The 13,413-nt window shown below is 46.0% G+C and carries 11 protein-coding genes; 2 read left to right on the plus strand and 9 right to left on the minus strand.

Translation table 11 applies throughout. The features are described 5' to 3' along the window. Nucleotides 1–9 precede the first annotated feature (9 nt). The 8 genes from ICN36_RS02880 to ICN36_RS02915 all read right to left on the minus strand — a co-directional run bounded on the left by ICN36_RS02880 (nt 10) and on the right by ICN36_RS02915 (nt 8,715). Nucleotides 10–2,988 carry a formate dehydrogenase subunit alpha gene (locus tag ICN36_RS02880; RefSeq protein WP_216226915.1) on the minus strand — a complete coding sequence of 993 codons (2,979 nt, stop codon included), beginning with the start codon at nt 2,986–2,988 and terminating at the stop codon, nt 10–12. A gap of 67 nt (nt 2,989–3,055) precedes the next feature. Continuing rightward, entirely contained in the window at nt 3,056–3,277 is a 222-nt protein-coding gene (locus tag ICN36_RS02885) for a formate dehydrogenase (protein ID WP_216226916.1), read from the minus strand. Nucleotides 3,278–3,392: 115 nt separating this feature from the next. Continuing rightward, nucleotides 3,393–4,055, minus strand: a complete 663-nt coding sequence (locus ICN36_RS02890) for a molecular chaperone (RefSeq protein ID WP_216226917.1) — start codon at nt 4,053–4,055, stop codon at nt 3,393–3,395. Next, on the minus strand, nt 4,052–6,142 hold the full coding sequence (locus ICN36_RS02895; protein WP_216226918.1) for a 4Fe-4S binding protein: 2,091 nt from the start codon (nt 6,140–6,142) through the stop codon (nt 4,052–4,054). Before ICN36_RS02895 ends, ICN36_RS02890 begins: the two co-directional genes overlap by 4 nt. A gap of 11 nt (nt 6,143–6,153) precedes the next feature. Further along, complete coding sequence (locus ICN36_RS02900; RefSeq protein ID WP_216226919.1) at nt 6,154–6,750, minus strand: DUF3306 domain-containing protein; 597 nt, start codon at nt 6,748–6,750, stop codon at nt 6,154–6,156. Further along, complete coding sequence (locus ICN36_RS02905; protein WP_370623393.1) at nt 6,750–7,265, minus strand: DUF3305 domain-containing protein; 516 nt, start codon at nt 7,263–7,265, stop codon at nt 6,750–6,752. Before ICN36_RS02905 ends, ICN36_RS02900 begins: the two co-directional genes overlap by 1 nt. A 32-nt stretch (nt 7,266–7,297) precedes the next feature. Further along, on the minus strand, nt 7,298–8,386 hold the full coding sequence (gene apbC, locus ICN36_RS02910; RefSeq protein WP_216226921.1) for an iron-sulfur cluster carrier protein ApbC: 1,089 nt from the start codon (nt 8,384–8,386) through the stop codon (nt 7,298–7,300). A 128-nt stretch (nt 8,387–8,514) separates the two neighbouring features. Next, nucleotides 8,515–8,715: a heavy-metal-associated domain-containing protein gene (locus ICN36_RS02915; protein ID WP_216226922.1), complete on the minus strand. Its 201-nt coding sequence runs from the start codon at nt 8,713–8,715 to the stop codon at nt 8,515–8,517. 51 nt (nt 8,716–8,766) lie between these two features. Between ICN36_RS02915 and ICN36_RS02920 the strand changes: the two genes are divergently transcribed. After that, nucleotides 8,767–11,055 (plus strand): cation-translocating P-type ATPase, encoded by a 2,289-nt coding sequence (locus ICN36_RS02920; protein WP_216226923.1) that lies wholly within the window; start codon nt 8,767–8,769, stop codon nt 11,053–11,055. Nucleotides 11,056–11,069: 14 nt separating this feature from the next. On the opposite strand, the gene ICN36_RS02925 is transcribed toward ICN36_RS02920, so the two are convergent. Further along, entirely contained in the window at nt 11,070–11,867 is a 798-nt protein-coding gene (locus ICN36_RS02925) for a DUF3047 domain-containing protein (protein ID WP_216226924.1), read from the minus strand. 47 nt (nt 11,868–11,914) lie between these two features. Here ICN36_RS02925 and ICN36_RS02930 point away from each other — a divergent pair, with 47 nt between their 5' ends. Further along, the gene (locus ICN36_RS02930; protein WP_216226925.1) at nt 11,915–13,411 is read left to right on the plus strand and encodes a glycosyltransferase family 39 protein; all 1,497 of its coding nucleotides are present in this window, start codon (nt 11,915–11,917) and stop codon (nt 13,409–13,411) included. The last annotated feature ends 2 nt before the right edge of the window (nt 13,412–13,413 follow it).

Here is a 13,413-nt window from a genome sequence, read left to right on the forward strand (position 1 = left end):
TTTTTTGACTTAGGCAAATTTTTCGATTTGACACATAGTAGTTTTAGTCTCTTGCATCATCGTTACCTGGTCGTAACCATACGTTGTTGCAGTATTGACCGCTTCACCCTGAACTACAGGAGCCGCACCCTCTGGATAGTATTTGCGAATGTTCTCGCCCTGCCACCAACCAGCAAAGTGGAATGGTACGAAAGCAGTTCCTTGATCAACACGCTCTGTAACCATTGCGCGCACTTTGATCTTGGCACCTGTTGGTGACTTCACCCAAACATAATCCCAATTCTTAATGCCGCGATCCGCTGCAGCCTTTGGGTTGATCTCCACAAAGTTTTCTTGTTGGAGTTCTGCCAACCATGGATTGGAACGAGTCTCATCTCCGCCACCCTCATACTCAACCAAACGACCAGAGGTCAGAATGATTGGGAACTTCTCATATAACTTCTGATTCAAGTTTTGATCTTGAACAGTCTTATAGAGAGTTGGTAAGCGCCAGAAGTTCTTCTTATCAGCAGAAGTTGGGTACTTGCGCATCATTGGCGCATTTGTACTGTAAAGCGCTTCACGGTGGGTTGGAATTGCATCTGGGAAGTTCCAAACTACTGCACGTGCTTTCGCATTACCAAATGGATGACAACCGTTCTTCATTACCACGCGCTGAATACCACCCGACAAGTCAGTCTTCCAGTTCTTGCCTTCAGCAAGTTTTTTCTCGTCATCGGTCAACTGATCCCACCAGCCCAACTTCTTCACTAATACGTGATCGAACTCTGGATAGCCAGTTGTAATAGCTGAACCCTTAGAGTAAGAACCATCGGCAGCAAGCAAGCTGACGCCTTCACGCTCTACACCGAAGTTGGCGCGGAAGTTACCACCGCCCTCCATGACGCTCTTGCTGGTGTCATACAGATTTGGTGAACCAGGATGCTTGATTGCTGCTGTACCGTAGCAAGGCCAAGGCAAGCCATAGTAATCGCCTGTTGTGTCATATCCAGTGACTGGATCAACACCGCCGCGAGACTTTAGAGTCTTCGGATCAAATGTGGCAACCATTCTCATGTGCGCTTTGAGACGCTCAGGAGTTTGCCCGGTATAGCCAATGGTCCAGCATGAGCGATTAATCTCACGCAAGATGTCTTCAATTTGCGGCTCTTTCCATTGCTTACCAGCGTATTTAGAGTTGAGCATCTTGTAATTCTTAGACAACTCTTCGCCAAAACCTAAGCGATCAGCAAATGCTTGCATGATCACATGGTCAGGAACAGACTCAAACAATGGATCGATTACCTTCTCACGCCATTGCAAAGAGCGATTCGATGCTGTAGCAGAGCCGCAGGTCTCAAACTGCGTTGTAGCAGGCAATAAGTAAACATTACGATTCTTGTTAACTGCTTGACCTTCTGCGGCAGGCATTGCAGCCATTGCAGCAGTAGCACTTGGGTATGGATCTACAACAACCAAAAGATCCAACTTATCCATCGCACGCTTCATGTCAAGGCCGCGAGTTTGAGAGTTAGGCGCATGACCCCAGAAGAACAAACCTTTAACGTTTGTTTGCTGGTCAATCATGTCATTCTTCTCAAGAACCGCATCCACCCAACGAGAAACAGTAGTACCTGATTTCTCCATCATGTCAGGTGCATAGCGACCTTTAATCCATTCGTAGTCAACACCCCAAACAGTTGAGAAGTGTTTCCATGAACCAGCAGCCAAGCCATAGTAGCCTGGCAATGAGTCTGGGTTAGGACCTACGTCAGTTGCACCTTGAACGTTATCGTGTCCGCGGAAAATATTTGTACCGCCGCCAGATTTGCCAATGTTACCTAAGGCCAATTGCAAAATACAGGAAGCGCGTACGATGGCGTTACCAATGGTGTGCTGGGTTTGACCCATACACCAAACAACTGTACTAGGACGATTCATTGCCATAGTTTTAGCGGCTTGATAAACCTGTGCTTCAGGAACACCACAAGCCTCTTCAACTGCTGCAGGCGTCCACTTCTCCATTACTTCTTTGCGGATCTCTTCCATGCCATAAACACGGTCATTGATGTATTTCTTATCTTCCCAGCCGTTTTTAAAGATGTGATACAGCATACCGAACAAGAAAGGAATGTCTGTACCAGAACGAATACGAATGTACTGGTCTGATTTAGCAGCAGTACGTGTGTAGCGCGGATCAACCACGATCACCTTACAACCATTTTCTTTTGCGTGCAAAAGCATCAACATTGAAACTGGGTGAGCCTCGGCAGCATTTGAACCAATGTACAAAGCAGCCTTGGAATTCATCATGTCGTTATAGCTATTGGTCATCGCACCATAGCCCCAGGTGTTTGCAACACCCGCTACTGTTGTGGAGTGACAGATGCGAGCCTGATGGTCTGTATTGTTTGTGCCAAAGAAAGAGACCCACTTACGGAGTAAGTAGGCCTGTTCGTTGTTGTGCTTAGATGAGCCGATAAAGAACATCGCATCCGGAGAATATTTCTCACGAATAGACTTCATCTGCGCAGTAATTTCAGTTAAAGCTTGGTCCCAAGAAATGCGCTGGTACTTTCCATCGACTAACTTCATTGGGTAGCGTAAACGGTAATCACCGTGGCCGTGCTCACGCAAGGCAGCGCCTTTAGCACAGTGGGCACCCATATTAATTGGGGAGTCAAACACAGCATTCTGACGAACCCAAACGCCATTTTCAACTGTAGCGTCAACCGCACAGCCTACTGAACAGTGAGTACAGATGGATCTCTTGACTTCAATCTTCCCTTTGCCATCAAGCATTGCCTTGCTTTGCTCAGCAGAGGCTTTTTGCACGAAGCTTAATTGACTAGCAGCGATACCGGCACCAACTCCTACGCCTGAACGTTTAAGGAATGAACGGCGATCCATCGTTGGCACGGCAGCTTTTAAGCCACGTGACAAGCTGCCAATCAGGCGTGATGTTGAACGACTGCTTTGTGGGGTATTGGATTTACGAGTCAGACTCATATGTTGTCCCTGAAAAAGTTTTTTTATTTATTGAATGCCAGTTGAAACAAAAGCAAATTAAAGATCGTTAAATCAAAGTGGTTTCGTAATACTTGCGCATGTGGGAGGTCATGGTTTGACCAACATCTTTCACTACTTTTGCACCGCTAATTTCTTGGATAACAGCCTTACCTATTGGGGTTTGGCTAACCACGGCGACAGCACCAACAGCGGCGCCTGCACCAATAAAGAACTTACGGCGCGATGGCTTATTTTCTTCGCTTAAAGCGACTTTGGATTTGGTGGTCATGGCATGCTCCTATATGGGTCTTCTTGATCTGAATCAAGTGTAATGGGAAATCGCATTTTTGACATATTGCTGTAACTATTAGTTATTAGGGTGATATGTATATTGCGGTGCAACATCAAATCATGTCAAAGCTCTGCCCTTCGATTGCTAAGAATTCTCTAGTTAGAGAGGCGATTGGGTGGTACAGATGCATCTCCGGAATGCCCTCTATTGCATCACATAACTCGTCGTACCAGGGCCGAATGTGTTGGTTAAAAAAAACCCTTTGATTTGTAAGGTTTGATATCTCAACATCATCACCGGCAATCAGATATCGCATCACCTCAGAAAGAGCAGAAATATGGTCCTCGGTTTCTGTAATCTCTTGAGCAGCCTCAAGCCCAAATTCAGCCAAAGCATTACGAATATTGACCAAAGGCTTCTCGTTTAAATGGCCAGCCATGTAAAAGGAGCCGTTCAGAACAACGTTGGGCTTGCCAACGCTAATGAAATTCAAATCAAACTCATCATGCCAAGCCTTGGCGGGATTATTTTTAGCAACCTCAACCACGTCCATCCAGACTTTAGCCAATGGCGCCTCATCGGCAGCATCATATTGATCTGCTGTTGCTGCAATTTGGTCTAAAAGCTCTTGATCGGGTGGCATCTGAAAAAAACGAGCGATCAAGCCATATAAATCTGCCCGCGCTAAATCCTCTGGCAAGCCAACATCTCCTACTTCTGCGGCCAAATTCTCTGCCGCCGCTCCATTAGCTGCATCTTTTTCTATTTCACTCATATTTCTTTTTTCACCATATCTACAACCCGACAATCACTACACATCTTCAATCGATCCATTGCAGCACCAGCAAAGGCGCCATGCGCTCCTAGCTTAGTCAGCATGAGATCAACCATCTTAAGCGTTCCAAAAGGCTTGCCACAGCTAATGCAATGGAAAGCCTGCGTTTCATTTAGGGTGGTCCGCTGCTTGCGCTGCTCAACTGTTTGTATGCGAGGGGCAAGTGTTAAGGCCTTCTCAGGACAGGTTTGCACGCAGATGCCGCATTGAACACACTGCTTTTCAATGAACGAAAGTATGGGCTCATCAGGGTTGTCTAAAAGCGCGCCCTCAGGGCAGCCGCTCACACAAGACATGCACAAGGTACAAGCATCTCTGTTAATGGCCAGGCCGCCTAATAAGGAAGACTTTGGAAGGACTACTCCTGCCTCAGGCAATGGAGTCTTGGCCTGTTTTTGCAAATGCTCAAGAGCCGCCTCTAGTGTTTCGCGTTTCTGATTAGATAAGCCAATACTTGCAGGCGTGCATATAGGGGTAAGCGAACCACGCTGACGCAGTGCGCCCATTGCTTTTGATACTGTCGATAGATCTTCAACAGAATTCGCTAAGATCAAGTGAATGCGTTCATCAAAGCCATAAGCCTTCAAAATGCTATTTGCTAAATCTACTTGCTCTTCAAGTGCAGCACGATATGAGGGATCTTCATCACCACTTAATAACAAGGTCACTTCAGCAAAACCATATGTCAGAGCACTAAGCCATAAGTCCAAGCCTGTTGAAGCAATGTGTTCAATGCCATAAGGCATGACAAACGAAGGTAGACCTTCAAAACGTTTTGGCATGATGTGTGAAGATCTACCTAAGCCATCAATCATTTGCGTGCCAGCTTTGAGGGTATGCAAAAGCAAACTTGGGGCCATTGCTTGATTAAGCTTTTTAGCTTCAGCGGTAAAGACACTCGCAACTGTTTTCAGCTCTTTGCCCTGATGAGGAACGCTTGGGTAGTTGTAGCGTATTGCACCGGATGGGCAAGTGGTGGCGCAGGCCCCACAACCCATACAAAGGTTTGGATTGACCTCTACAGAGCCTTGGCCATTTTTAAAGATTGAACCAATCGCACCCGTTGAACAAACATCGATACAAGCGTTGCAACCAACTTTGCCATTACGACCATGCGCACAAATTTTTTCGTTATAGACAAAATATTTAGGCTTCTCAAACTCTCCTACCATTTCTGATAGCTGATTTACTGCTAACGCCTGATCTAAAGGATCTGCGCCAGGGGCAAAGTAGCCCTGAGGGATTTGACTCATGCGCATTGCTGGATCGACGCGCAAATCTAAAATGAGATCGAATTCTGAATTACGCTTACGATCTTTTCGATCAAAAGAAATGGCACCAATACCAGCACAAGCGGTTACGCAATCACGATGGGATTTGCATTTACTTAAATCAATCTGAAAGGAAAGATCGATAGCGCCTTCAGGACAGACTTCGACGCAAGCACCACAGCGAGTACACATCTCGGGGTCAATCGGATTTTGCAGACCCCAGTTAACTGAAAAATTACCTAAATAACCATCCAACTTAGTCACTACACCAGTAAATACTGGGTAACTGCGAGTAAGCGGCAAGTCTCCAGGCTCAGTACACAGAACGGAAACATCTAAAGATTGACTAAGCTTTTCAGCCCAAGGAATGGCTTGGGAGCCAGCGCCGACGATCAGCAACCTTCCTTGGCTCTCGTAATTCACCACTGGGACAGGCTCAGCCTCAGGCATATCTGCTAAAGCTAACAAAGCAGCAATTTTGGGTCCAGATGCTTTAGCTTCTTGCGTCCAGCCGGCAACTTCTCGAATGTTCACGAAACGCAGTGGCGCAACCAAAGGCTTTCCAGCCTGATCGGCCAACTCACTAAAGAGCGCACCCTCTTGAGTGCATGCAATTACCAATGAATCAGACCCATCTAGCGCTTTTAAAAAAGAACCGACCTCTTGCCTGCATAAAGATTGATGAATCGGCACACCCATTTCTTTTGCATCTAAGGGCATGGTGCCGTTGCAGTTACAGACTAATTTTTGACTCATGCGCTATCTTCTTAGGTTTTTTTCTGTTTAGGCCGAATTGATGACTCAGCGAGTACTTCGCTCGGTACTTCATTCGGCGCTTCATCCAATGGAGCTGGTTTTTGTTGTGGCGATGTTAAATCACTTTGCTGCTCAACCGCTGACGCGTCACCTTCTGGCCGTGGATTGGCTGCGTGGCTTACGCTTTGCCGAGAATCCTGAGCAATATCTTCGCTCGACTTGCTAAATAGATTGAGCATATCGCTCTGAACCATTCTCTCTAGCATTCCAGGGGGTAATGGGTCTGGTTTGCTGTAATCATCAATATAGATATCCAATCCATCCATGATGTTGAAGTGAGGATCGGTAAACATTTTCTTTAGGGCTGCTTGCTGAACGGCTGGATCTACATCCGATTTCATAAAAGCAGAAAAATCTGGGTCAAAACGATCAATCTTGGCCACATCATCCAAAGTCACCGGTGGCGGAATCTCTTCTGAAACAATCTCAACAGGAGATGCTTGAGTGACTTCCTTAGGAGTTTCTAGTTTTTTTTCTGGCAGCTCAACTTCGCCGACTTCTCTCCCCGCCTTACGCTTAGACCAACGCCCTAGAAATCCGTCAGCCATTATTCCCCCATAGGGCGCTTGGCACCCTTGAATGAAGCAGGCTTATGGCGTTTTTTAGGTTCTGGTCGGTAGTTTTCATTGACATACTCCTGCAACCAAGCAGCATGCTCGTCGATCATGGGAACTGCATCAACTGACTCACCACCATCAAGCAAGCGTGCAGCCTCGTGGTAGCTTACGCAAATACGATGTGGGACTGCAAATGTTGTCTCAGCCTTAGCTAAGGAAATAGATTGCTCATCGATATAACGCTCAATATCTTCTTCTAGACGCCACATCACAAACCAGCTTGGGACTGCGGCTGAAACATTGAGATAGTAGCCCTCAGCCTCATCCAGAAAAAGGTCAAGCTCATAGCCGGTAAACATCCAAGATTCACCATCTGCATCTCGCCCCAAAAACTGACCCGAGATAGAGTTACTTTGACTGCTACTAAATTGCCCGAAATCAGGCAATACCTCCTGAGGCACCCAGCGATACGAAATCCATGGGTTGTCAATATTTTGCTTACGCATTAGCACTGCAAAGCGCATAAAAGTTCAGAGCCTCAGGTGTTTTGAACCACGATGTTCGGAAACTTACTGCTCATATCTTTGGATAGAGTAGCAACATGGATGGCAACCTGTCTAGCAATGCCTTTATAGATTGCGCTAATTACACCATCTGGGTCAGCCACTACCGTTGGACGTCCCGCATCAGCTTGCTCACGAATCGAAAGGTTCAACGGTAAAGAGCCCAAGAAATCCACCGCATATTCTTTACACATTTTTTCACCGCCGCCAGTCCCAAATACGTGCTCTTCATGTCCACACTTAGTGCAAACGTAAGTACTCATATTTTCAATAATGCCAATAATGGGTACTCCTACCTTCTCAAACATCTTCAGGCCTTTGCGAGCATCCAGCAATGCAATATCCTGCGGCGTTGTAACTATGACAGATCCAGTCACAGGAACCTTTTGTGCCAAAGTCAGCTGGATGTCACCTGTGCCGGGCGGCATATCCACAATCAAGTAATCCAAATCACGCCAACGGGTTTGACGAAGCAACTGCTCAAGAGCAGAGGTCACCATCGGACCGCGCCATACCATCGGTGCATCATCATCGATTAAGAAACCAATCGAGCTTGCTTGCAGACCATAAGCCTCCATTGGTTCGATCGTATTTTCTTCAATAGAGTCTGGTCGACCAGTAATACCCAACATCATTGGTTGACTGGGTCCATAAATATCCGCATCTAAGATGCCAACTTGCGCACCTTCAGCCGAGAGTGCTAGAGCCAGATTCACAGCTGTTGTGGACTTCCCCACTCCGCCCTTACCGCTGGCTACCGCAATAATATTTTTTACGCCAGGCAATAATTTCACGCCACGTTGCACTGCATGTGCAACAATTTGACTAGAAATATTGACGCTGACATTTTTTACGCCCGGTAACTCACGCAATACGTTGATCACCGCTTTACGAATTGAGTCAAACTGGCTCTTAGCGGGATAGCCCAGCACAATATCCAAAGAAACATTGCCATCTTCTACGCGGAGATTTTTAATATTCTTTGCAGTAACAAAGTCGATCTTCGTATTGGGATCAACTAAGTTTTTAAGCAAGCCTTGAGCGGCTTCTACAGTTACTGACACTACCTTCTCCTATGATGTGCAATTCTAGAAATAGCAACCTAGAATTATTAAATTCGATATTTATTGAACAGCGGGTAGATTAACCGCGTCAGCAAAAAATTGCTTAACAACGCCAATATCAATACGATCTAAACAGAATTGGATACTGGAAAGCCCGCATCTGTTATCAACTGGCTTGCCTGAGCTGGGGTTAAGGTGGTTTCAAGCGTGACAATCTGGCTCTCCAAATCCGCTTGTACTGTTGCTTGCGGGTCCTCAGCCTGAATTGCCCGAGTTACGGCATTAATACAGCCCCCACAGGTCATACCAGATACTTTCAAACTCAACATATAAAGCCCTTTGATGTAAATGTGGCTTGCATGCAGTAGATTATCTTCTATATGAGCCTCCAAAAAGACACCAATCCAGAGCTTTTTACTCTAGATATCGGCGGCATGACCTGTGCATCCTGTGTTGGCAGGGTCGAGAAGGCTTTAGGCAAGATTTCGGGGGTTGAGGCAGCTAGTGTGAATTTAGCCACCGAACAAGCCAAAATTCGCCTAAAAGCTGATTCCGGGATCAAAATCGATGAAATCATCGCTTTAGTAGAAAAAACGGGCTATTCGGCCAAAATTAGCAGCCCACACGCTATTCCAGAATTAGCGCCCTCCAAATTATTTTGGGGGGCTGACGGCCTTGGCCGAGTCATTCTAGGTTTTGCTCTCTCCACCCCACTCTTTTTGCCCATGCTCCTGATGCCTTTTGGCATTCATTGGTCACTATTACCAAAATGGCAACTCCTGCTTGCGACCCCAGTGCAATTCTTCTTGGGTTGGCGCTTTTATAAAGCGGGCTTCAAATCTCTGATGTCGGGTGTTGGCAATATGGATTTATTGGTAGCGCTTGGTACAAGTGCAGCCTATGGATTAAGTGTGTATCAAATGATTGCATCACCCCATGCAAGTCACGAACTGTATTTTGAAGGATCAGCAGTCATCATTTGCATGGTCATGCTTGGCAAATGGTTGGAAGCCAGAGCAAAGCAACAAACTAGCGAAGCAATCCGCGCACTACAAAAACTTTGGCCTGAGCACGCCAAAGTGATTAATCAAAATGTCATCATTGCCGATGGCTCACCACTAGACCAATTTCGCGACCTTCCTCTTGATCAAGTATTTCCAAGAGATCGCATATTGGTATTACCTGGTGAACGTATCCCCGTAGATGGAATGATCTTGCTTGGGAGCAGTCATGTTGATGAATCTCTCCTCACCGGTGAAAGTGATCCCGTCAAAAAACATGTTGATGAAAAAGTCATCGGCGGCGCCCTCAATGGCGAAGGGCTACTAGTTATAGAGGCCCAAGCAGTAGGCGTCGAGAGCGTTCTCTCCAAGATTATCTCCATGGTGGAAGATGCGCAGACTCAAAAGGCTCCCATACAAAAATTAGTTAATCAAGTCAGTGCTATTTTTGTACCGAGTGTGATTGTGATTGCACTCATCACTGGATTAGCGAACTGGCTTTATTTAGACTCTGCATCGATTGCCATTTTGAGAGCAGTCTCTGTTCTTGTAATTGCATGTCCATGCGCTTTAGGTCTTGCAACACCAGCAGCCATCATGGCTGGCACTGGAGTAGCAGCACGCTTTGGCATTCTTATAAAAGATCCTCAGGTTCTAGAGTTGGCGCATCGTTTAAACGTAGTTGCGTTTGATAAAACGGGCACACTCACGATTGGCAAACCTCGATTACTAAAAATCATTCCTCTTTCGAGCACAGTTACCAAGGATGACATCTTGGCAAGTGCTGCAGGCCTGCAACTCGGAAGCGAACATCCTCTTGCAAAAGCACTGCTGGATGCTACCAAACAAAAGGGGTTGAGCCCGATCACCCCAACCGACAGCAAAGCGTTTCCTGGCATTGGCATTACTGGCAAACCTAGTTCAGGCATCTTTGCCGGCCAAGATCTCACTCTTCAAAGCATTGCATCCTTAGAGCATGACCCATATCACCCTGCAATATTGAAAGAAGCACAAGCATGTTTTGATGCAGGGCAAACCGTTAGCATATTGATGAGTAAAGAAATATCCTCAGCACCTTCAGCACCGTCAACACCCATTGCCATCATTGCCTTTGGAGATGAGCTCAAAGGCAATGCCAAAGAAGCAGTAAGCGCTTTACATCACCTACATATTCGTGCAGTGATGCTCTCTGGTGACAATACTGCAGCCGCCAATCGTGTTGCAAAAACGATTGGTATTGAAGAAGTATTTGCGCAAGTATTGCCGGGCGATAAGGCTGACATTATTCGCAAACTTCAATCCAAAAATGGTGAACGCCAATTTGTAGCGATGGTGGGTGATGGCGTTAACGATGCGCCTGCTCTGGCTACTGCAGATGTTGGCATGGCGATGTCGACCGGCACCGATGTAGCGATGCAAGCTGCTGGCATCACCCTAATGAGAGGTGACCCCAATTTAGTCGCCAATGCGATTGATATCTCTAAGCGGACCTGGAAAAAGATTCAGCAAAATTTATTCTGGGCTTTTATCTTTAATGCTACTGGCATCCCCTTAGCTGCACTCGGCTATCTTTCGCCAATGCTTGCTGGAAGCGCCATGGCACTATCAAGCTTCTGTGTTCTCAGTAATGCACTATTACTGAAACGTTGGCATCCTACCGATCAATAGTTGATAGGTAGGGATTATTTTTGATTTTTGCGAATTAATTCAATATCACCGTAAAAGGCACGTGTTTCAGACTTTGTATTATCTGTATCTGTAAGCAAGGCGATACCAATAATCTCCCCCGGAGCTTCGCCATAAGCACGCTTATAGTCGGCAGCTAAATCGCGTTGATGCTTCTGCCACTGACCTAAATTGCTCCAACCAGAATCCACCACAATCATTTTGATTCGAGCAGTATGGGCATTCGTAATGACGGTATCGACAGGTGATTTTCCTGACCAGATATACATCAAGGTTGCATAAGGCATTTCTTGTCCACTAATGAGATTAGCCATCTCAAAAGTCATCTTTTCTTTTAGGGGTAACTTAGATTTATTGCCGTCAAATGCAACTAGTAATCGAAGTGGCGCATCGTCCGCATAACCATCTGCGTTATCAGCATTAACAATTGGGTTAATTACCTTCCACTCCCATTGCAGCAATAAATTTGCAGCCTGGCGTGGGCGTAACTTGACAGCCAAACCAGAGGCGGATGTTTTGGAGTTTGCGCTAAGTACTGTTTTGCCTTGATAGTTTTCGAGGCGATAGACCGTATTCTTTTTAAATGGCGCAATGCGATAAAAATTCCAGCCGTTGGGCATACCATCTCGCGGGGTCTCGGCCGAGAATTTAGGCAGTTCATCTTGGGCCGGTAATTGATCCGCATTAAATGGCTGACCAGCTTCGTTTTGTACGGAATCGCCACCTAGCCCAGCACACCCAGCTAAAAATAGGACTGTGCTGAGGATGAAAAATAAGGAGGCTCGCTTGAACATGACTCAATTGTCCCAAAGAATGCTCTGCGTGAGTCTAAAATCATGTCATGCGCCAACAATCACCTTCTAGCTGGGCTGCGATCTGCGTCTTTATTGCCGCAGTAGTTCATCTGGCTTTGGGTTTTTCAATAGAGTTCTCAGTTGATGAGGCCCATTACGCTCTGTATGCCCAACATTTAGCCTGGAGCTATTTTGATCATCCACCTTTGGTCGGCTGGATTCAGTGGCCCCTAGTGGCCCTCACCTCATCAGAAGGCATTATTCGCCTCATTCCAGAGCTGCTGTGGATTCTCTCTTGTTATTTGGTTTACCAAGTAACAGTTCAAGTGCATCACTTTATACGCGGACGTAACGCAGGCTATCTCACGAGCGTACTTCCCTCAGAAAATTTATGTGGCCTATTAGCAATCTTGGTTGTAGTTGCCGCACCTATGTTGAATATTTTGGCAATTGGTTTACTACCAGATACTCTATTAGCACCTTTGAGTTTAGGTTTGATGTTGATGGCTTTACGCTGGCTTAGTAAAGATCAATTTAGCATTAGTGATTGGATTATTACCGGCATCTTATTAGGACTAGCTGGTCTTAGTAAATATACTGCCGCCTTTACTGCGCTTGCATTGTTATTTGTTTTCCTAAGCACACCCAGAAAATCATGGGTAACTAAAGTTGGTTTTTGGTTGGCCGTAATGATTGCCTTGGTGTTAATCACCCCCGTCCTATATTGGAATTGGGCAAATGACTGGATCTCCTTTAAATACCAACTGGCCCATGGCAGCGGCGGCCAATGGCTCTGGCGCAGACTAGGTGCCTATATTGGAATTCAAATACTAGTCTTTGGACCTCTCTTTATCTTCGGGTCTTTTATATTCCTCAAAGACTGTATGCACGCAACCAAAATATCATTGCTTGCGCTCTTCGGATTCTTTTTAATTCCATTCGTAATATTTGTCAGCTTATCCGGCGGAGGAGGGCTTCCTCACTGGACTTCACCTGCCTGGTTTTGCCTTGCGCCGTTTGCTGGAATTGGTTTAGCAAAAGCCTGGGCAACGCAACATCGTCAATGGATTCGTATTTTATTTTTTGTCCAAATTGCTCTGTGTTGTATCGGCTTTGCTTATGTATTGTCTGGTGGAATGAATTCAGCATCAATCAAATCTAATCCGATTGCAGATTTATACGGCTGGAAGGTGGCAGGTCAAAAAGCGGCGGAGCTCACGAAAGCCACCAAAGCCGATGGTATTGCCGTTCAAAACTGGACATTGGGTAGTCGCGCTGCTTGGTATGCATCCCCCACCCCGGTATTTGTTTTAGATCAACGACAAGATCAGTTCGATCTTTGGTTTGGAGACCTGCCAAAAGGCGCAAAGGTGCTGCTTATTAACTGGTCGGGTATGCCTCACCCTATGCCAGTGGGTAATAAATCGGCTTTTGAGGCTTGTGAGCCCTTAGACAGCTTAGAGATTGAGCGTTTTGGCCGAGTTTTATCAAAATTTGACTTTAGCCTATGCAGCAACTGGCAAGGCTCCAGCGGAACGGAGTAATT

It is taken from the genome of Polynucleobacter sp. UK-Gri1-W3 (assembly GCF_018881595.1).
Lineage (GTDB): Bacteria > Pseudomonadota > Gammaproteobacteria > Burkholderiales > Burkholderiaceae > Polynucleobacter.

Bases quoted from the DNA above. Each gene is read 5' to 3' on its own strand.
- ICN36_RS02880 (WP_216226915.1), bottom strand. From the start codon at position 2,988: ATGAGTCTGACTCGTAAATCCAATACCCCACAAAGCAGTCGTTCAACA.
- ICN36_RS02885 (WP_216226916.1), bottom strand. From the start codon at position 3,277: ATGACCACCAAATCCAAAGTCGCTTTAAGCGAAGAAAATAAGCCATCG.
- ICN36_RS02890 (WP_216226917.1), bottom strand. From the start codon at position 4,055: ATGAGTGAAATAGAAAAAGATGCAGCTAATGGAGCGGCGGCAGAGAAT.
- ICN36_RS02895 (WP_216226918.1), bottom strand. From the start codon at position 6,142: ATGAGTCAAAAATTAGTCTGTAACTGCAACGGCACCATGCCCTTAGAT.
- ICN36_RS02900 (WP_216226919.1), bottom strand. From the start codon at position 6,750: ATGGCTGACGGATTTCTAGGGCGTTGGTCTAAGCGTAAGGCGGGGAGA.
- ICN36_RS02905 (WP_370623393.1), bottom strand. From the start codon at position 7,265: ATGCGTAAGCAAAATATTGACAACCCATGGATTTCGTATCGCTGGGTG.
- ICN36_RS02915 (WP_216226922.1), bottom strand. From the start codon at position 8,715: ATGTTGAGTTTGAAAGTATCTGGTATGACCTGTGGGGGCTGTATTAAT.
- ICN36_RS02920 (WP_216226923.1), top strand. From the start codon at position 8,767: ATGAGCCTCCAAAAAGACACCAATCCAGAGCTTTTTACTCTAGATATC.
- ICN36_RS02925 (WP_216226924.1), bottom strand. From the start codon at position 11,867: ATGTTCAAGCGAGCCTCCTTATTTTTCATCCTCAGCACAGTCCTATTT.
- ICN36_RS02930 (WP_216226925.1), top strand. From the start codon at position 11,915: ATGCGCCAACAATCACCTTCTAGCTGGGCTGCGATCTGCGTCTTTATT.